Annotated in this window: 21 protein-coding genes; 14 read left to right on the top strand and 7 right to left on the bottom strand. The window is 53.6% G+C overall.

Features of this window, described 5'->3' with window-relative positions:
* Positions 1 to 3 precede the first annotated feature (3 nt).
* Positions 4 to 936 (top strand): DUF1616 domain-containing protein, encoded by a 933-nt coding sequence (locus MCP_RS04465; protein ID WP_012899621.1) that lies wholly within the window; start codon positions 4 to 6, stop codon positions 934 to 936.
* 6 nt (positions 937 to 942) lie between these two features.
* Here the strand turns inward: MCP_RS04465 and MCP_RS15320 are convergent, their stop codons facing one another.
* Both MCP_RS15320 and MCP_RS15315 read right to left on the bottom strand, forming a co-directional pair.
* A complete protein-coding gene (locus MCP_RS15320) occupies positions 943 to 1,896 on the bottom strand; it encodes an ABC transporter ATP-binding protein (RefSeq protein WP_012899620.1) in 954 nt (317 codons plus the stop codon).
* Entirely contained in the window at positions 1,872 to 2,732 is an 861-nt protein-coding gene (locus MCP_RS15315; RefSeq protein ID WP_158301440.1) for an ABC transporter ATP-binding protein, read from the bottom strand. The genes MCP_RS15320 and MCP_RS15315 overlap by 25 nt, the downstream gene beginning before the upstream one ends.
* 565 nt (positions 2,733 to 3,297) lie before the next feature.
* Between MCP_RS15315 and MCP_RS04450 the strand changes: the two genes are divergently transcribed.
* Positions 3,298 to 4,278, top strand: a complete 981-nt coding sequence (locus MCP_RS04450) for a transposase (RefSeq protein ID WP_012899618.1) — start codon at positions 3,298 to 3,300, stop codon at positions 4,276 to 4,278.
* Here MCP_RS04450 and wecB read toward each other — a convergent pair.
* Positions 4,268 to 5,362, bottom strand: coding sequence for a non-hydrolyzing UDP-N-acetylglucosamine 2-epimerase (gene wecB, locus MCP_RS04445; protein ID WP_012899617.1), 1,095 nt, complete (start codon positions 5,360 to 5,362; stop codon positions 4,268 to 4,270). The two genes, MCP_RS04450 and wecB, sit on opposite strands and share 11 nt — an antisense overlap.
* Before the next feature lie 335 nt (positions 5,363 to 5,697).
* Positions 5,698 to 6,090 carry a GxxExxY protein gene (locus tag MCP_RS04440; RefSeq protein ID WP_012899616.1) on the bottom strand — a complete coding sequence of 131 codons (393 nt, stop codon included), beginning with the start codon at positions 6,088 to 6,090 and terminating at the stop codon, positions 5,698 to 5,700.
* 388 nt (positions 6,091 to 6,478) lie between these two features.
* Here MCP_RS04440 and MCP_RS04435 point away from each other — a divergent pair, with 388 nt between their 5' ends.
* Together MCP_RS04435 and MCP_RS04430 are read left to right on the top strand one after the other, a co-directional pair.
* Positions 6,479 to 6,760, top strand: a complete 282-nt coding sequence (locus MCP_RS04435; RefSeq protein WP_197525928.1) for a nucleotidyltransferase domain-containing protein — start codon at positions 6,479 to 6,481, stop codon at positions 6,758 to 6,760.
* A gap of 51 nt (positions 6,761 to 6,811) precedes the next feature.
* Entirely contained in the window at positions 6,812 to 7,732 is a 921-nt protein-coding gene (locus MCP_RS04430) for an NAD-dependent epimerase/dehydratase family protein (protein WP_012899614.1), read from the top strand.
* A 415-nt stretch (positions 7,733 to 8,147) separates the two neighbouring features.
* Here MCP_RS04430 and MCP_RS04425 read toward each other — a convergent pair whose 3' ends face one another.
* Together MCP_RS04425 and hxlA are read right to left on the bottom strand one after the other, a co-directional pair.
* Positions 8,148 to 9,293 (bottom strand): IS256 family transposase, encoded by a 1,146-nt coding sequence (locus tag MCP_RS04425; RefSeq protein ID WP_128859930.1) that lies wholly within the window; start codon positions 9,291 to 9,293, stop codon positions 8,148 to 8,150.
* 414 nt (positions 9,294 to 9,707) lie between these two features.
* Positions 9,708 to 10,994 carry a 3-hexulose-6-phosphate synthase gene (hxlA, locus tag MCP_RS04420; RefSeq protein WP_012899612.1) on the bottom strand — a complete coding sequence of 429 codons (1,287 nt, stop codon included), beginning with the start codon at positions 10,992 to 10,994 and terminating at the stop codon, positions 9,708 to 9,710.
* 129 nt (positions 10,995 to 11,123) lie between these two features.
* Between hxlA and MCP_RS04415 the strand changes: the two genes are divergently transcribed.
* The 4 genes from MCP_RS04415 (at position 11,124) to MCP_RS16140 (ending at position 14,637) form a co-directional block, all read left to right on the top strand.
* Positions 11,124 to 12,278 carry an LL-diaminopimelate aminotransferase gene (locus MCP_RS04415; protein ID WP_012899611.1) on the top strand — a complete coding sequence of 385 codons (1,155 nt, stop codon included), beginning with the start codon at positions 11,124 to 11,126 and terminating at the stop codon, positions 12,276 to 12,278.
* Positions 12,275 to 13,555, top strand: a complete 1,281-nt coding sequence (gene lysA / locus MCP_RS04410) for a diaminopimelate decarboxylase (protein ID WP_012899610.1) — start codon at positions 12,275 to 12,277, stop codon at positions 13,553 to 13,555. The genes MCP_RS04415 and lysA overlap by 4 nt, the downstream gene beginning before the upstream one ends.
* The gene (gene dapF / locus MCP_RS04405) at positions 13,552 to 14,391 is read left to right on the top strand and encodes a diaminopimelate epimerase (RefSeq protein ID WP_012899609.1); all 840 of its coding nucleotides are present in this window, start codon (positions 13,552 to 13,554) and stop codon (positions 14,389 to 14,391) included. The genes lysA and dapF overlap by 4 nt, the downstream gene beginning before the upstream one ends.
* 111 nt (positions 14,392 to 14,502) lie before the next feature.
* Complete coding sequence (locus MCP_RS16140; RefSeq protein WP_269446003.1) at positions 14,503 to 14,637, top strand: hypothetical protein; 135 nt, start codon at positions 14,503 to 14,505, stop codon at positions 14,635 to 14,637.
* A 9-nt stretch (positions 14,638 to 14,646) separates the two neighbouring features.
* Here MCP_RS16140 and pscS read toward each other — a convergent pair whose 3' ends face one another.
* On the bottom strand, positions 14,647 to 15,801 hold the full coding sequence (gene pscS / locus MCP_RS04400) for an O-phospho-L-seryl-tRNA:Cys-tRNA synthase (RefSeq protein WP_012899608.1): 1,155 nt from the start codon (positions 15,799 to 15,801) through the stop codon (positions 14,647 to 14,649).
* Positions 15,802 to 15,889: 88 nt separating this feature from the next.
* Here pscS and nifS point away from each other — a divergent pair, with 88 nt between their 5' ends.
* From nifS to MCP_RS04370, 6 genes are all read left to right on the top strand, one after another.
* Positions 15,890 to 17,050 carry a cysteine desulfurase NifS gene (gene nifS / locus MCP_RS04395; RefSeq protein ID WP_012899607.1) on the top strand — a complete coding sequence of 387 codons (1,161 nt, stop codon included), beginning with the start codon at positions 15,890 to 15,892 and terminating at the stop codon, positions 17,048 to 17,050.
* Positions 17,051 to 17,257: 207 nt separating this feature from the next.
* Positions 17,258 to 18,163, top strand: a complete 906-nt coding sequence (locus tag MCP_RS04390; RefSeq protein WP_128859929.1) for a ParB/RepB/Spo0J family partition protein — start codon at positions 17,258 to 17,260, stop codon at positions 18,161 to 18,163.
* A 14-nt stretch (positions 18,164 to 18,177) separates the two neighbouring features.
* Positions 18,178 to 18,867, top strand: coding sequence for an acyltransferase (locus MCP_RS04385; RefSeq protein ID WP_012899605.1), 690 nt, complete (start codon positions 18,178 to 18,180; stop codon positions 18,865 to 18,867).
* Between the two features lie 4 nt (positions 18,868 to 18,871).
* Positions 18,872 to 19,963 carry a DegT/DnrJ/EryC1/StrS family aminotransferase gene (locus MCP_RS04380; protein WP_012899604.1) on the top strand — a complete coding sequence of 364 codons (1,092 nt, stop codon included), beginning with the start codon at positions 18,872 to 18,874 and terminating at the stop codon, positions 19,961 to 19,963.
* A complete protein-coding gene (locus tag MCP_RS04375; RefSeq protein WP_012899603.1) occupies positions 19,960 to 21,018 on the top strand; it encodes a UDP-N-acetylglucosamine 3-dehydrogenase in 1,059 nt (352 codons plus the stop codon). The genes MCP_RS04380 and MCP_RS04375 overlap by 4 nt, the downstream gene beginning before the upstream one ends.
* Before the next feature lie 14 nt (positions 21,019 to 21,032).
* Positions 21,033 to 22,520 (top strand): glycosyltransferase family 2 protein, encoded by a 1,488-nt coding sequence (locus MCP_RS04370; RefSeq protein WP_012899602.1) that lies wholly within the window; start codon positions 21,033 to 21,035, stop codon positions 22,518 to 22,520.
* Positions 22,521 to 22,526: the final 6 nt, after the last annotated feature.

Genomic DNA, 22,526 nt, shown 5'->3' with positions numbered 1-22,526 from the left:
TTCATGGCTTCGAAAAATGTTGATGCCGATACGATTGAACTGTCTATCGGCGATTTCTTTATTGGCATGGCGGCTGATCTGAAACTCGTAGTGCTTTTTACCGTGATCACGCTTGCGTTCATTTACGTGCCCATTATTAACGAGAGTATCATAAGGTCGGCGCTGGGCCTGATCATGGTATTATTCATACCCGGCTACGCGCTGATCGCCGCCCTATTCCCGGGTAAAAAGGACATCGACGGCATCGAGAGGACTGCCCTCTCGTTCGGCCTGAGCATCGCCGTATCTCCGCTGATCGGCCTGGGCTTGAACTATACGCCCTGGGGCATCCGGCTCGACCCTATCGTCGTCTGCCTTTCGATATTTACCTTCATCTGCATGCTGGTCGCTAACAAGCGGCGACATGAGTTACCGGTAGCAGAGCGCTTTGGGATCGATTTTGTCGGTGTTTACCATCAGTTCAGGGGCGAAGTGTTCTCGGAGGACAAGACTAAGCTAGATAAGGCCCTCACAGTTGTTCTCATTATATCCATTCTACTGTCGATCGCCACGCTTGCTTATGTCATCGCCGTACCCAAGCAGGGCGAGAAGTTTACCGAGTTTTACATTCTAGGGCCGGACGGTAAGGCCGACAACTATCCGACGAAATATACGCTGGGCGACCAGAAGCCGGTCATCGTCGGCATCGTGAACCATGAGTACCGTAACGTGACCTACGACCTCGTCGTCGCCCTCAACGACAGTGCTACCATATCGAATATCTACACTGAACAGCTGACACTGGGCGATAACCAGACATGGGAAAAGAAGATCGACTTGAAACCGGACCGTGTAGGGACTAACATGAAGATGGAGTTCCTATTGTATGCGGACGGGAACAAGACAGCCCCCTACAGAGAATGCCATCTCTGGGTAAACGCCACGAAAACAACATAGACGGGGCTAAACGGTTTTTAATATTTCTTGATTTGTCCCCGCCCTGGCAATACTCCCATCAACTATCCCCACCACCTTATCCGCGATATCCGCCAGCGACATCCTGTAGGTAATGATGAACGTCGTCCTCCCCTTCACCAAATTACTCAAAGACTCTTTGATAGACCGCTCAGTCTCAACATCAATGGCCGACGTCGGCTCATCCAGTATCAGCAGCGGCGAATCCTTTAGAAACGCCCGGGCAATAGAGATCCGCTGCCTCTGCCCCACTGACAGCTTAGTACCCCTTTCGCCAATGACCGTATTATAGCCATCGGGCAAGCCCATGATGAAATCATGTATCTGCGCTTTCCTGGCGGCCGCTACCACCTCATCATGGCCAGCATTTGGCTTGCCGTATTTGATGTTATTCTCGATTGTATCGTTGAACAGGAAAATCTCCTGCGAGACTACACCAATCTGCCTCCTCAGCCAGACATGGTCAATGCCTTTCAGATTCACCCCATCCAGGTAGATCGCGCCGGACTGAGGGATGTATAGCTTAAGCAGCAAATTAATCATCGTAGTCTTCCCCACCCCGCTCGGCCCAACGAGCGCAACCGCTTCACCAGGCAGCACTTCAAAGCTGATATTTTTTAACACGGGCTCCTTACCGTAGGCGAAAGACACCTTATCGAACTTGACGCGCCCAATAAAAGCTTCAGGAACGTACAATTTTCGCGCATCCTTATCCCTTTCGAACTCGGGCACCATACTGAACAATTCCTTCAAACGGTCCATCGAGGCCAGCATGGGCTGAAACGACTGGTACGTGGTGAACAGGCTATAGACGGCGCCCGTCATGATCAGCACATACCCGAGGAAGGCGACGAAGTCGCCCATCGTCATGGCGCCCCGCTGTATCTCGTACACGCCCACCCACATCACCGCCATCATCAGCATGAACTGGATGCCGTCCACGATGGCTTGGAGATGGCTGTAATGACCGTATTGACCAGCCGCACCTGGATGACGTTCCTCAGGCTGCTGGAGACTCTCTCTACCTCCCGGTCCTCCGTGGCATGTGTCTTCTCGACCTCCACCCCTGACAGCACTTCCTGTATATCCTGCGACAGCTTGGCGTGAGTCTCTCGCTCCTTATAGCTCAGGGCCCTTATCCTGCCGAAAAAGAAGTACCGCAGCAACACGTAAAGGGGAAGGGTGCAAAGGATAAAGATGACCAGGGTAGCGTTCAGCGATAAAAGGATAAAGAGGCTAAAAAGTAAAAATAATGCACTCGATAAGATCTTGATGACGGCACTCGAGAACAGGTACTGGAGCGTATCGACGTCGTCCGACACCCGGGATAGGAGGTACCCTGTCTGCTTGTTCTTGAAGAAGGACAGGGGGAACCTTAGAACGTGGTCGAACAGCCTCGTCTGCAGGTTATAGGTCAGTTCCTGCTGATATTTAGTAGTCATGTATCCCTGGAGGATCTGTAGCAGCGCATAAATGACCCCGATGAAAAACAGGACGACCATCAGGAAGTTGACCGAGCTGAACAGGTTGACCGCCGTTTGAGCATATTCCCCGAGGCCCAGCAAAGTCAGAATATTCGTAATGCTGCTGAAGCCGGTGTTCAGGATCACAAAATCGACGAGCACCTTACTGCTCAGCGGGATCACGGTCCTTACGCCACTGATCAATGTCGTGAGCAACAGGCTCAGCACGCCCATCTTCCAGATGGGTTTCACGAACTGAAAAAAGAAGGACAGGTCGTCGAGCTTAAAGCTTGCTTTGGGCGCTTCGGGCTTCATAAAAATGCTATGAATATCCTTTATCCACCCACTTATTATGTTAGCCTGCATGCGCCCACCTTAAGAAGATAAGGATGCGAGCCGTTCCTGCACTTTATTTTTAAATTTAACCACAACATCCTTTAGAATATTCCAATAAAGATATCCTCCAGCACATGTGCACAGAGCCCCGCCCCCAACGAAAGCAATACCATGCAAAATACGGCCACTATGATACCTGCCCGGTATTTGAAATGGGACATATCCGATCTTGAAGCCGAAGATCTCAAGTACGTGGTCCAGGTCCAGTAGACCGCCGGCAAGGAAACCAGTAACGCACACAATGCCGATAAGACGCCATGGGCTAACTCGAAGCCAGCGATTTGCCATATCGAATAACCCCATGGCCACAACATGCTCTCCCTTTAAAACAGAACATAATAATACAAATGAGTATATAAAATATACCGAATATTTATTAGGGTATAGCCAGGTTTACAAATTATTATAGTGCTTTTGATTAATCATAATTAGGGTGTTGTAAAAGTCTTAGAAAGTATTTGGGTTATCTGGTCAAGCAGTGTTTATGCTTAGTAAAAACGGCTTGCTGATAACCCATAGTTGTCTTGATTGTCAGTTAAATATACTTTCTGATGTGCATATCAAGGTGCTGGATTCGTTTGATTGGCAATTGCTTGTATTCTTGGAGCGTTATCCTTGTATGGGCAGGCCCCGGGAGTATAGTGTGATCGCCTTCCTACGGGCGTTTTTGTACATGGAACTTGCTGGTATTACCTCGGTAAGAAACCTGGTACGGTTAGCCCATGATAAATATAAAATGAAAAATCTTGGCTTCAACAGGTTGCCAGACCATACCTTGTTTAGCAGGTATAAACAACGATTTGGAGGGCATATCCCGAGGATCATGATGATCATTAACACGAGAATCATGAATGAGGAGCCTATGCATATGTCCCTGCTGGGTATCGACAGTACCAAACTGGATGCTTTCAGCCTCCGAGACGAGGACGCCGCCTGGGGTTTCGACCATGTCAGAAGAAAGTACTATTACGGCTACAAGGTACATTTGCTGTACGATCTAGGGTCCATGACCCCGGTCTGTTATACGGTTACCAGGGCCAACCGTCACGACAACACTCAGACCAGGCCACTGATAAAAAGACTCGGCGCACGTCTATTCAAAGTGAATACAATACTCGCTGACAAGGCCTACGACACCAAGGATAACATAGAAAACCACCATGAGGCAGGCGTATTATTCATAGCAGCCAGAAACAAGAGGAATACCAGAAAACCGGTGAACAAATACCGAATACAGGACTACTTCAAGATCCCCGAAGAAACGATTGACCAATTATATAAAAACAGGATGGATTGTGAACACGCGAATTTCCTACTCAAGGAACAGCTAAGCCTAAAAGACTTAAAAACCACTGGAAGAGAAAAAGTCCTTGTTAAAGTCGGCATAACCCTCATCGCAAGACTAATCCAAGCACTCCACCAACTAATTCACCAGAAAAGCCCCAGAACAACCATCATAAACTAATTATGCAACACCCTATACCTCTAGATAATTGAATGATCCTTTTTCCCGTCCTACCATCGCCGAAGGGATTGACCCAGCCATTATTTTTATTCATCATCATGCCTGCACAATTCACGATATTCTGGCATTTATACCCTGCAAGCACGTTAGCCCCCACATCCACTGTCTCGGGCCTTTCGGTATTTTCACGTATCGTGACACAAGGCACCCCCAGGATGCAGCACTCTTCCTGCACTCCGCCCGAGTCCGTCAGCACGAGCCGGGCGTTCGATTCGGCCTTTAAGAACTCCATGAAGCCCAGCGGCTCGATCATCATGATACCGGCGGGCGGCTGTAAGCTGAACTCGTTCATCATCTTCTTCGTCCTCGGGTGGATCGGCAGCACGATGGGCATCCCGTACTTTCTAGATACCTCCCCGAGACCTTGAATGATCTCAGATAAACGTGCCTTATCGTCCACATTCTCCTGACGATGCAAAGTCGAGAGCATGTACTCCCGCGGCTTCAACCCGAGCTTAGACAGCACATCCGAATTTACAGCGATCTTCGAGTTCTCGTAAACTGCGTCAACGACCGTGTTGCCCGTGACGAATATCTTGCTCTCCGGTATCCCTTCTTTCAATAGCAGCGCTTTCGACGCCTCCGTCGGGGCAAATAAGTAGTCTGAAACGTGGTCCGCCACGACCCGGTTGATCTCTTCGGGCATCGAGCGGTCAAAGGAGCGCAGCCCGGCCTCGACGTGCCCTATCGGGATATGCAGCTTGGAAGCGACCAGCGCACCCGCAAGGACCGTATTCGTATCGCCCTGGACATAGACGATACCGGGCTTCTCTTTAACTAATACATCCTCGATCCCGGCGAGCATCTTCCCGGTCTGGTGCCCGTGGCTTCCTGACCCCACGTCAAGATAATATTTCGGCTGGGGTAGCTTAAGCTCCTCAAAAAATATTTTGTCCATCTCATAGGAGTAGTGCTGGCCTGTATGAATGACGAAATAATCCAGGCCCTGTTTCTCGCATTCCCTTATGAGGGGGCTCATTTTAATGATCTCGGGGCGTGTGCCGAGGATGATGCAAAATTTCATTATTTTATTAAAGGAGACATTATTATACAAAAATCTGACGAATTATCTCTAATATAATTAGTAGTATTGGTGCTTATTTGACTTTTTACCAATGTGATATAATAATTCAAATTGAGTCTTTTACTATTTTGAAATAAACATTTTCTATCCTTTCCGAGTTATGCTGTCGTTGAGTGTCCTTTTCGCTGATGCGAATTCGAGCAACCACAGGGGCGCAGAGCGCACGGGAGTTTCACGGAGACTTTTTTATAATTTGAGACACGGAGTACTCAGAGTCTCATTTTTTATTTTCCTGGGGCACAGAGATTGTAGAGGCACTGGTGGGGAAAAATGGTTTATAGGACCATTCGTTTTATGCCGTCTTTTATCAGCGGTGCGTTAAAGTTAATTAATAATCCTACTCGTTTTCCTGTTATCTTCATGTATGTTAGTAATTGTTGTTCGTAGACGGGGTGGAGTTCTTTGACCGATTTTACTTCGACGATTACCTGGCCTTCTACCAATACGTCGAGGATGAGGCCTCGTTCAATGTATAAACCTTTGAAGTCGAGAGGCACGTTGATCTGTGATTCTACTTTTATGCCTCTGAGTTTTAATTCGTGTATCAAGCATTCCTCGTAAATGCTTTCGAGCAGTCCCGGCCCGAATGTCGTATGCACGACGAACGCTGCGTCAACGATCTGTCCGGTGATCTTATTAATCTCATTGAGTATGGGATCTTTTTTCAATACCTTACTCGTAAAAATGTAATTATTGTAATAGGTTATAGGTTTTTTCATTAAAATGAAAATATATGTTATTCCTCATGAACTGTTTATTGGTCAACCGTGCCTCGATAATCTCTGTGCCCCAGGAAAGCCAATAAACCGGCCCTGTGCCCTCTGAGCCTCCATCTATAAAAAAAATCTCTGTGAACTCTGCGCTCCCCGTGCCCCTGTGGTTAAGGACACGCCACCAAGGCATAACGGGAAAATGCAAGAATCCATATCAGCTAAAGTTTATAGCATCACCAAGTCATCACATTCCAAAACCCTTAATAAACCCAAAATCCCAATATAGACTCAATGCCATCCAGAGCGGTCTATAGTGTCCTTTATAAGCTCAATAATGAGAGGTATGATGGAGCAGATTACAGATAAAAAGGTCAAAGACTGGATAGACCGCTTTCTGGCTGTGATAAAAGAAAAATACTCGCCCGAGAAAGTCCTGCTATTCGAAAGCAGGGCAAGGGGAGACAATCTGATCGATAGCGACGTGGATTTGATCATCATGAGTGAAAAGTTCGAAGGTATTAATTGGCTAAAGCGCATAAGAGATGTAGCCGTTTATTGGGAAGGCCTGGTACCGCTGGAGCCTATTTGCTATACTCCTGCCGAGTTCGAGGAAAAAAGAAGATGATCGGAATTGTGAGTGAGGCAGTAAAAGAAGGCGTCGAGTTAATGGTGTAAAATGTCATCTCGTATTCTTCTTACCGGCGGCCTGGGCCAGGTGGGCTCTTATCTTTGCGAGGAGCTTGTTCAACGTGGCAATATCGTTACTATCATCGACAATCTCTCTTCTACGGTTAATCCTTATCCCTCGGAGGCTAACTTTGTAAAGGGCGACATCCGGGATGCGAGCACAGTGAGCATCCTCATGCACAGCGCCGATGCCGTTATCCACTGTGCGGCGCAGATCTACGTCTCCCGCTCCATGGAAGACCCATTGTTCGATGCCCAGAACAACATTATCGGCACGCTCAACCTCCTGAACGCCGCACGAAAAGCCGACATAAAGCGCTTTGTTTATTTTAGCTCTGCTGCTACATACGGCGATCCTGTCCGGTTGCCGGTCGACGAATCGCACCCCCAGGAGCCGCTGTCCCCGTACGGCGCCAGCAAGCTCGCCGGAGAAAAATACGCCCTCATGTTCCACCGGGCCTACGGCCTGCCTTCGACCGTCATCAGGCCATTCAATATCTACAGCCCGAGGCAGGATCCGTCGAACCCGTACAGCGGCGTAATATCGAAGTTCATGGATAGTGTGAGTAAAGGTAAGCCGCCCGTCATCTTCGGCGATGGGAGCGCTACCAGGGACTTCGTTTCGGTACACGATGTCGTGAATATGGTCATGCTCATGCTAGAAAACTCGGCCGCCATCGGTAAGGCATTCAACTGCGGCGCCGGTACTAAGACGAGGATCGATGAGCTGGCGCGGATGGTCATACGATTATATGGTAAAGATTCGATGCGTCCGGAGTTACTGCCAGAGCGCCCCGGCGATATTAAAGATAGCTACGCGGATATTACTTTAGCCCGGGATATATTGGGATATTCGCCGAAGATCACTTTAAGCGCTGGGTTAAAAGAAATCGTTGATCTTAAATCTTAATCGTATTTTTCTTATATACCTACACAAATATTACCGATGTGCAATACCCGCAATGCCAGTTGTTAATATTACCATTAGGCGTTGATTTGTTCGGTCGGTATCACGAACCTCTCCAAAGGAAATAAAGCCCAAATTTTCTTTTATAATTTTACTCACTAAATCCCTAAGTCTCTACAACACCGTCAACTCTCGAACGTCCCTAATACACTGGGCAATGCCCTAAGCCACTAATGCTCTAACCCAAAACGAATTCTCTAAAACTCTAATTCAAGTTTGAAACGCTAAACGAGCCTTGCACCAACACCCTAATGCACGGTTAAACCGCCAACGCAACTAACACCCTAACGAGTGGGGAACGACCGGGCTCGGGACTGTCCCGTTTTTTCTGTAAATTGGTGTTTTAGCCCCGTGGTTCTCATTGTTCGTTTCGGTATACGTTGATATGTCTTTTATCCGTGGCAAATTCTTCATTTACGTCGATAAGCATGGAAACCACGACTCTCAGTACTGAATCGTCGTTTGGAAAGGCTCCTATGGGCTTGATTCTTTTTTTGATCACTGAGTGGATGTTTTCCAGGGTGTTTGTTGTTCTAAGCTTCGGCCACTGGTAAGCGGGGAACGCAAGATAATTGAACAGGTCTTCCAGGTTCTTTTCGATGATACTCCCCGCCTTCTCATACCCCTTAGCCTTCAACTCTTCTGAAAAGTTTGCCAGCAGGTGAGGGGATTCCATGTGCTCTTTAAGAAGCTCATTCACCGCCCTCCTCTCCTTCATTGGCACTGTCTTCAACACGTTCCTCCTGAAATGGACGTGACAATACTGCCATGCACTCCCCAGGAACTCTTTTCGAACAGCCTGCTTTATGCCCCTGTGACCGTCGCTGACCACCAATCTCACTCCTTGCAGCCCTCTTTTCAATAGTTCCTGGAAGAACTCCTTCCACGAGTCCTCATCTTCTCGTTGCATCACCCTCACACCGATCATTTCCTTGTACCCCTCCTCGTTGATGCCCATAGCCGTATACACTGCCTTGGACAGGTACATGCCATGATCCCTCACCTTAATGTAAGTGGCATCCACGTAGATGTAAGGCATCACCCCCAATGGCCTCGAGAGGAACTCATGGACCGCCTCGTCAAGCTCCTTAGTGATCCTTGACACGGTACTTCTGCTCACGTCCACATCGAGCAGTGACAGCACGTTCTTCATCTTCCGAGTGCTAATGCCCTGAAGGTAGGACTCGCAGATCGTGTTCACGATCGCCTGCTCCGCCCTACTGTACCTGGCGAACACGCTAGTCTCAAACGGCACACCACGAAGCTGAGGCTTCTTCAACTCTACCCTGCCATACCGAGTGACCAGGTCCCGATTCTTAGACCCGTTACGATAAGCCATCCTCCCATCGGTCCTCTCGTAAGGCCGGGCCCCGGCCTGCTCACAGGCCTCGGCCTCCATCACGCCATTCAAAAACTCCCTGATAACATTCCTCACCGCATCTTTATCAAACTCAAAATATTTCTCATCAGACTCCGTACTACTAATTGGCCTTGTACTTCTCATATTGTATCTCTCCAAAATACCTTATGAGAATACAGGGCTAAATATATAACACCAAAAATATAATTTTACAGACAACTCGGGACAGCGCCCCGGGCTCTTAGAGTGTTCGTGCTCCACCGTTTAGAGTTTCAAATCTTTTTAGGGATTTAGAGCCTTCGTTTTGGGTTAGCGCGTTAGAGACTTAGAGCACTGCCCAGTGTATTTGAGAGTTCGGGCATTGACGGTGTTTTAGAGCATTCGAGGCTTAGTGAGTAAAATCTAAAGAAAAATTCGTGTTTTACTTCCTTGGAGAGGTTCGTGATACCGACCGAACAATCCAGCTCATATAGGGAACATTGCATGGATTCAAGGCAAGTGATGCCAACCGAACAGGTTAGCACGACAGTGAACATAGCGGGTCTATTCTAGACCTTATTATTTTTTCTCCCACTTATAGAGATCCATCACCTGTGCGAGCGTCTTCCCCCGCTCGATTTCCGTCCGCACCCGGTCCTCAGACTTCTTAACTTCGAGAGCCCTCCGGGCAACCTCGTAGGCACGCTCAGCGGGCACCACCATGACGCCATTATCATCGCCGATGATCCAGTCACCAGGTCTCACACGTAAGCCACCACAAGTAATTTCAGCATTGATCTCGCCGAAGCCCTTAGGGTCATTTGCATTTGGAACACTCGCCGAGGCAAAGGCGGGGAACTTGATCCGTTTAATATCGTCAACATCACGGATGGCACCATCGATCACAACGCCGGCAATGCCCTTCTGCTGGCACCCCCTCGAGGCTAATTCGCCCCAGGGCGCAACGTAGTTACTGCCATTATAGATGACGATGACCTCGCCTTTCTGCGCCACATCAGAAGCTTCCACCGGCTTCGACCAGTCTCCAGGGAAGTTCTGGACCGTAACAGCCTTACCAACGAGCTTGATGCCCTCGTACAGGGGCTTCACGTCCCGCATGGCAGGGGCACGGTGCATGGCGTCCGATATATTCGGCGTCGAGACCTGCATGAATATCTCTCTGGTCTCTTCGTCGATGGACTTCTTCTCCCTGACGATATAATGCTTTCCAGCCGAGTCGATGCTCTCTCTGACCCTTTTAGCCGAAGCTGTCACATCCCGGGCCCGGATGATATTACCGCCAACGATGACGATGTCAGCCCCCAGGGCCACAGCGCCCGCCGCCGAGTCAGCGTCCAGCCCTCCGGCAACGGCGATCTGAATAGTAACGGCTTTACGGACCCCCTTAAGAATATCAAGAGGGTCTTTGCCCACCATCTGCTGATCGATTCCTACGTGAACGCCGATGATGTCGGCGCCCAGCTCCTGAAGGCGAACAGCACGGGCCACTGGGTCAGGAACGTTAATAAGGTCGACCATGAGCCTGGCACCGTACTTCCTGGCAGAGCGCACCGACTCCTCGACCGTAGAATCGTCGCACGCGCCTAAAATGCTCACCACTCCGGCGCCCGACTTGATGGCCATCTCGACTTCGATGGCGCCGGTGTCCATGGTCTTCATGTCGGCCACGATGACGTGGTCCCTGAACTCATTTTTCAGCGTGCGAACGGCGCTCATGCCTTCGCTCTTGATGAGCGGCGTGCCAGCCTCCAGCCAATCGGCGCCTCCGGCGACGGCCTCTCGGGCGATGTTCACGGCCCTAGCGAGCTCCACTTCATCGAGTGCGACCTGCAAAATGGGTTTCATAATAGGTCAAGTTATTACTTCGTCGAATGTGGGATAAAGGTTTCGAATTTCGCTAATGGGCACATTTATTTATACCTTTTACACTATTACTAAACCGTGCGCCAGCGCACGAAGGAGCGTTTTCGGGTAATGATAAAGTATGCGGACAGGCTCAACTCGCTGCCTCCATACGCGTTTGCAGAGGTAGACAAAGCGAAGCATCAGAAGATAAAGGAAGGCGTCGATGTTATCGACCTGGGAGTCGGGGATCCCGATACGCCCACGCCGGATTATGTCATTGACTCGCTCTGTAAGGCCGTGCACAACCCTGAAACTCACCAGTACCCGTCCTATTCGGGCTCCACCGAGTTCCGGGACGCCGCCGCCGGATGGTTCGCCGGGCGGTTCGGCGTAAAGCTGAATATGGAAAAGGAGATCATCACCCTAATTGGTTCAAAGGAAGGCATCGCGCATATCCCGGAGGCGTTCGTGAATCCGGGCGACTATACGCTCTGCCCCAACCCGGGCTATCCGGTCTATGGGACAGCGACTACTTTTGCTGAGGGCATTCCGTACGCCATGCCGCTGCTTGCCGAGAACGGCTTTAAGCCCGACCTCGCAAAGATCCCTAAGGACATTGTAAAGAAATCCAAAATGCTTTTCATCAACTATCCAAACAACCCGACGGCGGCCATCGCCGATAAAAAGTTTTTCAGGGAAGCGGTCGATTTCGGCAAGGACAACGGCCTCGTGGTCGTCCACGACAATGCGTACTCCGAGGTCACTTACGACGGCTACAAGGCCCCGAGCATCCTGGAGGTCCCGGGCGCCATGGACTGCTGCATAGAAATTCATTCGTTATCGAAGACGTCCAACATGACCGGCTGGCGTATCGGCTTCGCCGTGGGCAACGCCGATATTGTCGCCGGCCTGGGCAAGGTCAAGATGAACGTGGACTCGGGAGCGTTCCTGGCCGTCCAGCTAGCCGCAATTGACGCCCTTAAGGGTGCCGAGACGTTCAAGCAGAAGATGAGCAAGGTCTATCAGGCTAGGCGAGACGCGCTGCTGGTCGGTCTCAAGACCCTGGGAATCAAGATGGAGGCGCCGAAGGCGACCTTTTATGTATGGGCCCCCGTGCCCGGCGGCAACTCCACCGAGTACGCAAAATTCCTGATCGATAAGGCGGGCGTCGTGTGCACGCCCGGCGTCAGCCTGGGCAAGTACGGCGAAGGCTACGTGCGCTTCTCGCTGACCCGCCCGATCGAGCGCATCAATGAAGCCGTAGAGAGGATGAAGAAGATATGAACTACGAGATACCCGGTCACCTGGAAGTAAAAAAGGGTCACCTGCACATCGGCGGCGTGGACACCGTCCAGCTAGCACAACAGTACGGCACCCCGCTGTACGTGACCAACGAGGACAGGCTCCGAGATAATTACCGTAGATTCGCTAAGGCGTTCAAGGGCGTTCCTTTATTTTTCGCGGCCAAGTCGAACAACAGCCTGGTCGTCCAGCGCATCCTGGCGCAGGAAGGCGCCGGAGCGGACGCGTTCTCCGACGGCGAGATATACCTTGCCCGACTTGCGGGCATCCCGGCACAGAAGATCCTTTTCACCGGCAACTCCAAGACCGACGCCGAGCTCGCCTACGCGGTAGAGGCGGGCGTCATGGTCTCCATCGATTCGCACGACGAACTCATATCCCTTTCACATATCGCTAAGGCTCACGGCAAAACGATGAACGTGGCCTTCCGGGTCAACCCCGAGATCTCCGGCGACACGCACCCCAAGCTTGCCACCGGACTCAAGATCTCCAAGTTCGGCATTCCAAGGCAGGAGATCGTAGACACGTACAAGGAAGCGTCGAAGCTTCCGGGCATCAACCCCGTAGGCATCCACTGCCACATCGGCTCCCAGATCCTCGAGGTCAGTCCGTACGTCGAGACTGTAAACCGCATGATGGACCTGGTGGCGCAGATCTCGAAGTTCGTCGACCTGGAGTTCGTGGACATCGGCGGCGGCTTCGGCATACCATACCAGAAGGACGTCAAGGCGCCTACGCCGCAGGACTACGCGAAGGCGATCCTGCCCCTGTACCGGAAGCGGTGCAAGGAGATCGGCATCAGCCCCGAGCTGCATATCGAGCCGGGCCGCTACATCGTGGCGGACACGACAGTACTTTTAACGCACGTCAACACGGTCAAGAAAGCCTACTCGACATTCATCGGCGTCGACGCGGGCTTCAACACGCTCATCCGCCCGGCCATGTACGACTCGTACCACGAGGTTGTCGTGGCCAACAAGGCAGACAAGAAAAGCGCCAGCACCTACACCGTCGCCGGCCCTATCTGCGAGAGCGGCGACATCCTCGCACGGGACCGCAAGCTCCCCCAGGTCAAGAAGGACGACATCATCGCTTTACTCGACGCGGGGGCCTATGGCTTCTGCATGAGCTCCCAGTACCTCGCCAGGCCCCGCAGTGCGGAAGTGCTCATACACGACGGCCAGGCCGAGCTCATCCGCAAGCGAGAGACATATGATGACCTGATACAAAACCAGTTGATACCGGGAAGATTATTATGACCATACAGTTCACCAAGCTCCAGGGAAACGGCAACGATTTCATCCTCATCGACGAGTGGGACGACCTCCTCGTGCCCGACGACAGGAAGGCCGCCTTCGCGAAGAAGTACTGCCATAGGCGCTTCGGCATCGGCGCCGACGGCGTCCTCTTTTTGACCAAGGGCGTCAAAGCCCCGCTGCAAATGCGCATCTTCAACGAGGACGGCTCCGAGGCGGAGATGTGCGGCAACGGCATCCGCTGCTTCGCTAAGTATGCGCTCGATAAGCGCTACATCGTGCCCGGCCTGGCAAGGGTTGAGACAAAGGCGGGCGTGCTGGAGATCGAGACGAAGACGGAGAACGGCAAGACATACATCAAGGTAAACATGGGCAAGCCCCTCTTCGACCGCGTCAAGATCCCTGCCCAGGGCCACGGCGAATTCATTAATGTTCCGCTGCACGGCTACGAGGTGTCCGCGGTCAACACCGGCGTGCCTCATGCCGTCGTCTTCGTGGATTCCCTCGAGGACCCGGACCTCATGGATGCGGCGCCCCTGATACGTTTCGACAAGGTCTTCGCAAAGGGGGCGAACGTGAACTTCGTCCAGAGGGACATGGGCAACCTCCGCGTCCGGACGTACGAGCGCGGTGTCGAGGGCGAGACCTTAAGCTGCGGCACGGGCTCCGTTGCTGCCGCTGCAATAGCCAGGCATCTCGGCATCGTCCGGGACTCCGCAGTCGTTAAAACTGCTGGTGGTGAACTCCGTATCACCTTTGAACATGACATGGCGTACATGGAAGGCGGCGCCGAGACGGTTTACAAGGGTGAGATAGAGTTCGACCTCTCAACACCCTAATTTTTTATTTTTATTCCCTTGAACCGCTATTTATGCAGGTCATTGCTCCCCAATCCTGAGAATAATGGATGCTAAATATATAAATAAATTAATATATAATTATTCTTGAAGATGCGATTACCACCCCTGGCCATCACGATCCTCCTGGCGCTGCTGACGGGAGTCGCAGCAATTGCCGTCTGGGCGCTCCTTGCCGGGCATTTTTGCCCGCTCGGGGCGTCCGTCGGCGCATTAAAGCTTCCATAAAAACAGAATTCACGTACTATACTTTTGCAATATCTCCTTGAACGCGTCGACCACGATACCGAGCTTTTCTCTACCGACGCCGAATGTGCTCAGCTTGAAGTTCTTCGTGAGGCCGGGCTTGATGCCGTGGATGCTCCGGGCCTTCATCTCCCGGTATAGGAAATACCTGTCGGCCTTCTGGGATATATCGTAAAAGGGCATGGACTCGAAGAACATAAGGTCGTGGTCATGGGGCTTGTCGCCTAATTGCTTTAGGCCGAGGGACTCGAGTTGTCCGGAGAACCAGCGGGCGTCCTCGACCTCTTTTTGCCAGCGCTCAGGCCTCGTGCGCTCGTAGACAGCCGGGAAGGAGGCCAGCATGGTCATGATGGTGGCGCCCCTGGCCGTGCAGCCGAGGAACTCGATCTCCTTATTCTTATTGGTGGGCGACTTCGCCAGCACTTTTGGCGCATACTGGTTACTGACGCCTAATACTCCGATGGGGCCCGATGAAGCCATGCTCTTGTGGCCGCTCCCGGACACGAAGTCCGCCCCCAGCTCTTTTGCGTTAAATGGCATTCGCCCTATGGCGTAGGCCCCGTTCACGAGGAATGGTATGCCATTATCGTGGACGATCTTCGAGATCGCTTTAGCGTCGGCAATGTTGCCGTAGCTGCCGTCCGGGTACGTCAGGAGGGCCAGCGCCGGCGCCCTGCCCGACTCGCGCTTGACTGCATCGATGGCTTCCGCATATTTCTCGGGCAGTATCTTATACTCGGGGGCGGGGGTCTTTTCAACGAGCTTGATGTTAAGCCTTGCCCGCTGGGCTGCAACCAACGATGAGTAGTGGGCGTTACCGTCCATGACGACCCAGTCGCCCTCTTTGCATACGGCGTGCATGACGGCGAACTTGGCCTCCCTGGCGCCGTTCGTGACGCGGGCCTGGTCGCAGCCCAGGAACTCGGGCAGCGCCTTATTGATAAAATCGAAGATGGGAGGCGTTTTGATCTGGTCCAGCGCGCCTCCGCAATAATCACATACGGAGTAGCCGTCGCCCCACTCCTGTAATGCCTGCCTCGCCTCGGGCGTCAGGATGCCCCCGGTCTGCAGGGGGTCGAGATTGATCTCCCGGGGCGTGTCTCTCTTGATGAAGCCGAACTTTGCCGTATTGATCGCCATGCACATGCCACATTCGATTAATAATACTTAAGCTTGTCTTTTTTTGGGCTATTATATTATTTTATAAAGTATATATTATTAATTCGAGGGTGTCATGAGGCAAGTGTATCTTGATAATGCGGCGACCACGCAGGTGAGCGACGAGGTGCTGGACGCGATGCTGCCCTACTTTAACAGAAGTTTCGGGAACGCGTCCAGCCTGTACCAGATGGGGAGGCAAGCGGCAGAAGCGATGGAGAAGGCCAGGGAGCAGGTGGCGAATGCCATCGGCGCCGATACTAAGGAGGTCATTTTCACATCAGGCGGCACTGAGTCCGACAACATCGCCGTTATCGGCGCGGCCCACGCCATGCGCGAGCACGGTAACCACATTATCACTTCCACCATCGAGCATCCGGCGGTCATGGAGCCCTGCCGGCACCTTGAAAAGGAGGGCTATGAGGTCACGTACCTGCCAGTCGACTGCGAGGGCATCGTAAGCCTGGACGCCCTCAATGACGCAGTTACGCCCAACACCATTCTCATCTCGGTCATGCACGTCAACAACGAGATAGGCACAATCCAGCCCATCGAGGAGATCGGCCGTGTAGCGAAGGAGAACGATATTCTTTTTCATACGGACGCGGTCCAGAGCCTCGGGAAAATACCCGTGGACGTGGACGACCTGGGCGTCGACCTGCTATCGCTTTCCGGGCATAAGATACACGGGCCCAAGGGCATCGGGGCGCTGTTCGTGCGGAAAGGCACGCGTGTCAAGGCAGTCGAGTACGGGGGCGGCCAGGAGAGGGGACTCAGGAGCGGCACCGAGAACATCCCGGGCATCGTCGGCATGGGGCAGGCCTGTGAGGCGGCGGCCAGGGACCTGGAGAAAAACGCCGCCCACATGACGCGCCTCAGGGATAAACTCATCGACGGCATCACGAAGGAGGAGTACGTGAGGCTGAATGGCTCGAGGACGATGCGCTCGCCGAACAACGCCAACCTGAGCTTCCACTATATCGAGGGCGAGTCGCTCGTGCTCATGCTGGACATGAAAGGCGTAGAGGCTTCTACCGGCTCTGCCTGCTCATCTAAGGAACTCCAGGCCTCCCATGTGCTGCTGGCGCTGGGCATGCCACCTGAGCAGGCACACGGTTCTCTGCGCTTCACCAACAGCATATACAATACGGAAGAGGATATCGATTACGTGCTGGATGTATTACCCGATATCGTGCAAAAGCTGATGGCCATGTCTCCGCTGTATAAGCCGTATTGACCACCCTATAAAATTTTCAATTGTACCCTGTTTTATTGTAAACCTTACGTTTGATCCCCGGGAGATCTATCATGGTTTATTTGCATAAATCATAGAAATTAGCAGAAGGGATTTATATGCCAAATTTTAACCCATTATCAGCCAAGGGCTTAAAATAGGGGGCTTTGGTAAATAACAGAATAACGGGCGAAAAACAACTGAGGTGATATTATAAGCGAAACATGCGAATGCATACCCGTCAGCAAGATCAAGGTCGACCCCGGGCATATCAGGAAAAATCCCGGGAGGATCGACCGGCTCAAGTGCACGGTCTCCGACGTGGGGCTGCTGCAGCCGATCCTCGTCCGCAGGTCGGGCGATTCTTACGTGGTCATCGACGGAGAAAGGAGGCTTCGGGCGATGAAGGACCTGGCAATATCCGAGCTTATTCTAGGCAGGGAGGTCGTCGTGGACGTGGACGAGACCGAGGCGGACGCCCGGTTCAAGCAGATCATCGCGAACGTCCAGAGGGACGACATCAACCATTTCGACCTCGGCCGCGCCTTCGTGATGCTGAAGGAGAAGTACGGCTACCAGTACAAGGAGATCGCCGAGATCATCGGTAAGACGCCGCACTACGTGACCTCCAAGGTCGGGCTGATCAAGCGGCTCATCCCCGAAGTGCAGGAGATCGCCGCCACCGACATGGATGCCGCGAAATGTATCCAGGATACTTTTTCGGATGATGAGCGCAGGGACATCTACGAGATGAACATCAAGATCCTCGAGGACATCGCCCGCCTGCCGTCCGAACTCCAGAAGACCGCATACCTGTCTATCCGTGCCAAAGCCATGGATATCAACGAAGCCCTGCGGTACTTAAGAGGGCTCAAGAGGCACGGGCTTAACGCGGCCGAGGCTCAGCAGGAGCCCCGCGGGGACCTCATGAGGTGCCTCCTGAAGCTCGACAGGGAGATAGAGGCCCTGGCGGGAAGAGCCCAGTCGGCCGACAGGATGAGCCGCCAGGAGCTGCTAAATAAACTGGAGTCGTCCATCGAAAAGCTCAACTCCCTGTACCTGCGGCTGAAGAGCGGGGCGGGCGAAGAGCCCGAAAGGGCCAGGGCACTGGTATGACGGAGGCCCGAAAAATGAACTCCCGCACACTTTTCGTCAGGAGCACGGGCAACCGCATCCATGGCTCCTGCAGGATCTACGGCACGAGCGTCGTCGGCAAGAACTGCACGATCATGGAGAACGTGATCCTGGGCTATCCTTCTAATAAGGTGCTGAACGATGTCCAGTCCAGCGGCCAGACGCTCGAGCGCTACCCGTTCGTGGGGGCCTGCATCGGCGATAATGCCGTGATCCGCTCGAATTCGACATTCTATTGTGACGTGGATGCCGGACATGGCCTGCGCACGGGCCACAACGTGATGGTCCGGGAGAACACGAAGCTGGGGGACAACGTGCTTTTAGGGACCAATACGGTCGTCGACGGGCACACGTCCATCGGAAGCAATGTCAGCATCCAGAGTAACGTGTACATACCCACCAATACGGTCATCGAGGACAACGTGTTCCTGGGCCCGTGCTCGGTGCTGGCCAACGATAAATATCCTATACGCGTGGAGTACGGCCTTAAGGGGCCGAGGCTGCGAAAAGGGGCATCCGTCGGGGCGAACGCGACGATACTGCCCGATGTTGAGATCGGCGAAGGGGCAATGGTGGCGGCGGGGGCGCTGGTGACGAAGAACGTGCCGGCCTGGAAGCTCGCCATCGGGACGCCGGCGAAGGTCGTCGAACTACCTGAAAAACTCAGGAATTTGAACAGGATCTGATCGTATGATACCAATAGCGAAGCCTCTCATAGGCCAGGAAGAGATTGACGCCGTCATGGGCGTGATGAGGTCGGGCACCATCGCCGAGGGCCCGAAGACGAAGGAATTCGAGGACGCCTTTAAGGCATATATCGGCGCGGGCCACGCCATCGCCGTTAATTCGGGTACCGCCGCGTTGCATGTTGCATTACTCGCTAAGGGCATCGGCCCGGGCGACGAGGTAATTACTACGCCCTTTACGTTCATCGCCACCGCGAACAGCATCCTGTTCACGGGCGCTAAGCCAGTGTTCGTCGATATCGAGCCCGATACCTTCAACATCGACGTGAACCGGATACGGGATAAGATCACGAAGCGCACGAAAGCCGTCATACCCGTTGACCTCTACGGCCACTGCGCCGAGATGAAGGCGATCATGGATATTGCGGAAGACCATGGACTGGCGGTCATCGAAGACGCATGCCAGGCGCACGGCGCCTCGGTCGACGGCAAAAAGGCAGGCTCCTTCGACATAGGCTGCTTCAGCTTCTATCCGACGAAGAACATGACCACGAGCGAAGGCGGCATGATCACCTGCAACGACGATGATGTGGCGGAGAAGGCAAGGATGATCAAGTCCCACGGCTCGAAGGTACGCTACTACCACGAGATGCTGGGCTACAACCTCCGGATGACCGACATCAGTGCCGCCATCGGCCTGGCCCAGCTAAAGAAGGTCGACCGGTTCAACGAGGCCCGCATAAGGAACGCCATGCTCCTCAGCGAGAAGCTCAAGGACATACCCGGCATCGTTACACCGGCCATTAAGCCCGGCTACAAACACGTCTTTCACCAGTACACTATCCGCGTCACGGACGAGGCGAAGCTCGGCAGGGACGAGCTCATGGGCGAATTGAACCATGCCTGCATCGGCAACAGCATCTACTACCCGCTGCCCATCCACCAGCAGCCCTCGTTCAGGAACATCGTGAACGGCAACCGATACCCGGTTTCCGAGCTGATGTCGAAGCAGGTGATCTCCCTGCCGGTCCACCCGTCCGTGACGGCGGACGAGATACAGTTCATGGCCGACAACATCCGGGTGGTGTTAACGTGAGGGTCGGGGTCATAGGCGCCGGTATCATGGGCGAGAACCACATCCGCACGTACAGCCAGATGAGCGGCGTCGAGCTGGCGGGCATTGCCGACGTCAACGAGACCCGGGTGGCATCGCTCGCACAACAGTACAGGACCAAGGGCTTTACGGATTATCGCGAGCTTCTCAAGCAGGACCTGGACGCGGTAAGCATCGTCGTCCCGACGACGCTCCACCTGCCGGTGGCCATGGACGTCATCAACTCGGGCACGGACCTGCTCGTGGAAAAGCCCATAGCGGACTCGGTCGCCAACGGGGAGGCCATCGTCCGGATGGCGGAAAAGAAGAAGGTCAAGGTCATGGTCGGGCACATCGAGCGGTTCAACCCGGCCGTCATCAAGATGAAGGAGCTCATCGACAGCGGCGAGCTGGGAAAGATCGTCTCGGTCAACACTCGCCGCGTGGGCCCCTACAATCCCCGGATAAGGGACGTCGGCGTAATACTCGACATCGGCGTCCACGACATCGACATCATTTCCTACCTGCTGGGCAGCGAAGTATCCGAGGTCTACGCTATCGCCGGCGCTGACATCCACTCCCAGGAAGACCACGCGTCCATCATGCTCCGGTTCGGGGAGAACAAGGCTGGCATCGTCGAGACCAACTGGCTCACGCCCCACAAGTCCCGCCAGTTCACCGTGATCGGCACGGGCGGCGTCGGATATGGGGACTACATGAACCAGACCGTGTTCATCCACGACAAGGAATGGGTCAAGGAGGCCAAGGTGGACAAGATCGAGCCGCTAAGGAACGAGCTGGAGCACTTCATGAAGTACTGCCAGAACGGGTACTCCCTGATACCCACGGGAGAGGACGGCATCAACGCCCTCAAGGTGGCGCTCGCGTCCATCGAGTCCTACAAGACCAAGGCCGTGGTCCGGGTCAAGAGCCTGTTCAGCATGAGGTCGTCCATCCTGGGGCCGTCCATCCTGACGAGCAATAAAGTCCTGCTCAACGCAGGCCTGGCCGCCGGTAAGCACCGCATCATGAAAAAGAGGCCTTCCGAGAAGGTTTAGGGCGAAGTGATAGCGTGGCCAACAATGTCGCCGTCATATACGACAGGATGAACCCGCTCACGCTGGGCAGCATCATCGCCATGTCGAAGAAATACGTGGAAAAGGTGTACGTGGTCGACGGGGTGGACCCCCGGGTGACGAGTATCGCCCGGTCCGTGGGCGCCGACGTCATCAGCCAGTCCGGCAGGTCGTTCGGGCTGAACCACATCATGGTGGACTACTTCGACGGGGCCTACGTCTTCCTTTACGGGGACGGGACGCACAGCCCCGACAATATCCCGGCGCTGCTCGACAGGCTCAGGGACGGCTGCGACATCGCCGTGGGCTCGGCCAGGACGGCGCCATGCGTGGACGAGAACGTGCTCTATTTGAATAACAAGACCTCGAAGGCCGTGTTCTCGGGCTTCATGGCGTGTTCCTCGAAGTTCATGGACAAGCCTCTCCTGGAGCGCATGTCCACGGACCGCGTGCCCGTCAGGGATATTTACGATAACGCCCGGGGCAAAGGGCTGAAGATCGATAGCGTGGATATGAAAGGGGAGTCTCCCGTGCTGGGCATGTACCGCATCGGCGTCGTCGTGCCTGCGTACTGCGAGGAACGCCTCATCGGGGAAACGCTCTCGGGCATACCGTCTTACGTCAGCAAGGTTTACGTTGTGGACGATTGCAGCACGGACGGGACGCCTGACGTCATAAAGGGCGTGAAAGACCCGCGCATCGTCTACATCCGCCACGAGGTCAACAAAGGCGTCGGGGCCGCCATCATAACGGGCTATAAGATGGCGCTGGAGGACGAAATGGACGTTGTGGCTGTCATGGCCGGGGACAACCAGATGGACCCCGAGCAATTGCCGAGGCTGCTGATGCCCGTCATCGACGGGAAAGCGGACTATGCGAAGGGAAATCGCCTGCTGTCGAAGGACCTGAGAAAGGGCATGAGCGCATGGCGCTCTCTCGGGAATTTCATGCTCACAATGATCACCAAGATCGGCAGCGGCTACTGGCATATCACCGACCCTCAGAACGGCTATACGGCCATTTCCCGGAGGGCGCTGGAGACCCTGGACCTCGACTCGGTCTATACCTATTACGGCTACTGCAACGACATTTTAATAAAGCTGAACGCGTTCGGCCTGCGGGCCGTCGACGTGGCGATGCCCGCCCGGTACGGCAACGAGCGCTCCCATATCAAGTACAGCCGCTTTATCCTGAAGGTGGCGCCCATGATCTTCCGGGGCTTCCTGTGGCGGCTCAAGACGAAGTACATCGTCCTGGACTTTAACCCGCTCGTGCTCTTCTACGCGTCGAGTATGCTCCTGATCCCGGCCGGGGTTCTTTTAGGTTTATGGGCGGTTTACCAGACAGTTTCGGGGCACTATGTATCCCCGAACTATCTGCTCTTTATGGCATTCGTCGTGTTCTGGGGCATGATGGCCCTGCTCGTCGCGATGGTGCTCGACATGCAGGAGAATAAGAGCCGGACATTGGGCGGGAACTGGTGAGCCATC

It is taken from the genome of Methanocella paludicola SANAE (assembly GCF_000011005.1).
Taxonomy (GTDB): domain Archaea; phylum Halobacteriota; class Methanocellia; order Methanocellales; family Methanocellaceae; genus Methanocella; species Methanocella paludicola.
This window is presented reverse-complemented; position numbering and strand designations above follow the sequence as displayed.

What these genes read in the sequence shown, in the direction of transcription:
- MCP_RS15315 (WP_158301440.1), bottom strand. Translation starts at nt 2,732, where the DNA reads ATGAAGCCCGAAGCGCCCAAAGCAAGCTTTAAGCTCGACGACCTGTCC.
- MCP_RS16140 (WP_269446003.1), top strand. Translation starts at nt 14,503, where the DNA reads ATGCGATTACCACCCCTGGCCATCACGATCCTCCTGGCGCTGCTGACG.
- MCP_RS04435 (WP_197525928.1), top strand. Translation starts at nt 6,479, where the DNA reads ATGATGGAGCAGATTACAGATAAAAAGGTCAAAGACTGGATAGACCGC.
- hxlA (WP_012899612.1), bottom strand. Translation starts at nt 10,994, where the DNA reads ATGAAACCCATTTTGCAGGTCGCACTCGATGAAGTGGAGCTCGCTAGG.
- dapF (WP_012899609.1), top strand. Translation starts at nt 13,552, where the DNA reads ATGACCATACAGTTCACCAAGCTCCAGGGAAACGGCAACGATTTCATC.
- MCP_RS04450 (WP_012899618.1), top strand. Translation starts at nt 3,298, where the DNA reads ATGCTTAGTAAAAACGGCTTGCTGATAACCCATAGTTGTCTTGATTGT.
- wecB (WP_012899617.1), bottom strand. Translation starts at nt 5,362, where the DNA reads ATGAAATTTTGCATCATCCTCGGCACACGCCCCGAGATCATTAAAATG.
- MCP_RS04415 (WP_012899611.1), top strand. Translation starts at nt 11,124, where the DNA reads ATGATAAAGTATGCGGACAGGCTCAACTCGCTGCCTCCATACGCGTTT.
- MCP_RS04430 (WP_012899614.1), top strand. Translation starts at nt 6,812, where the DNA reads ATGTCATCTCGTATTCTTCTTACCGGCGGCCTGGGCCAGGTGGGCTCT.
- pscS (WP_012899608.1), bottom strand. Translation starts at nt 15,801, where the DNA reads ATGTGCATGGCGATCAATACGGCAAAGTTCGGCTTCATCAAGAGAGAC.
- nifS (WP_012899607.1), top strand. Translation starts at nt 15,890, where the DNA reads ATGAGGCAAGTGTATCTTGATAATGCGGCGACCACGCAGGTGAGCGAC.
- lysA (WP_012899610.1), top strand. Translation starts at nt 12,275, where the DNA reads ATGAACTACGAGATACCCGGTCACCTGGAAGTAAAAAAGGGTCACCTG.
- MCP_RS04380 (WP_012899604.1), top strand. Translation starts at nt 18,872, where the DNA reads ATGATACCAATAGCGAAGCCTCTCATAGGCCAGGAAGAGATTGACGCC.
- MCP_RS04385 (WP_012899605.1), top strand. Translation starts at nt 18,178, where the DNA reads ATGAACTCCCGCACACTTTTCGTCAGGAGCACGGGCAACCGCATCCAT.
- MCP_RS04465 (WP_012899621.1), top strand. Translation starts at nt 4, where the DNA reads ATGGCTTCGAAAAATGTTGATGCCGATACGATTGAACTGTCTATCGGC.
- MCP_RS04425 (WP_128859930.1), bottom strand. Translation starts at nt 9,293, where the DNA reads ATGAGAAGTACAAGGCCAATTAGTAGTACGGAGTCTGATGAGAAATAT.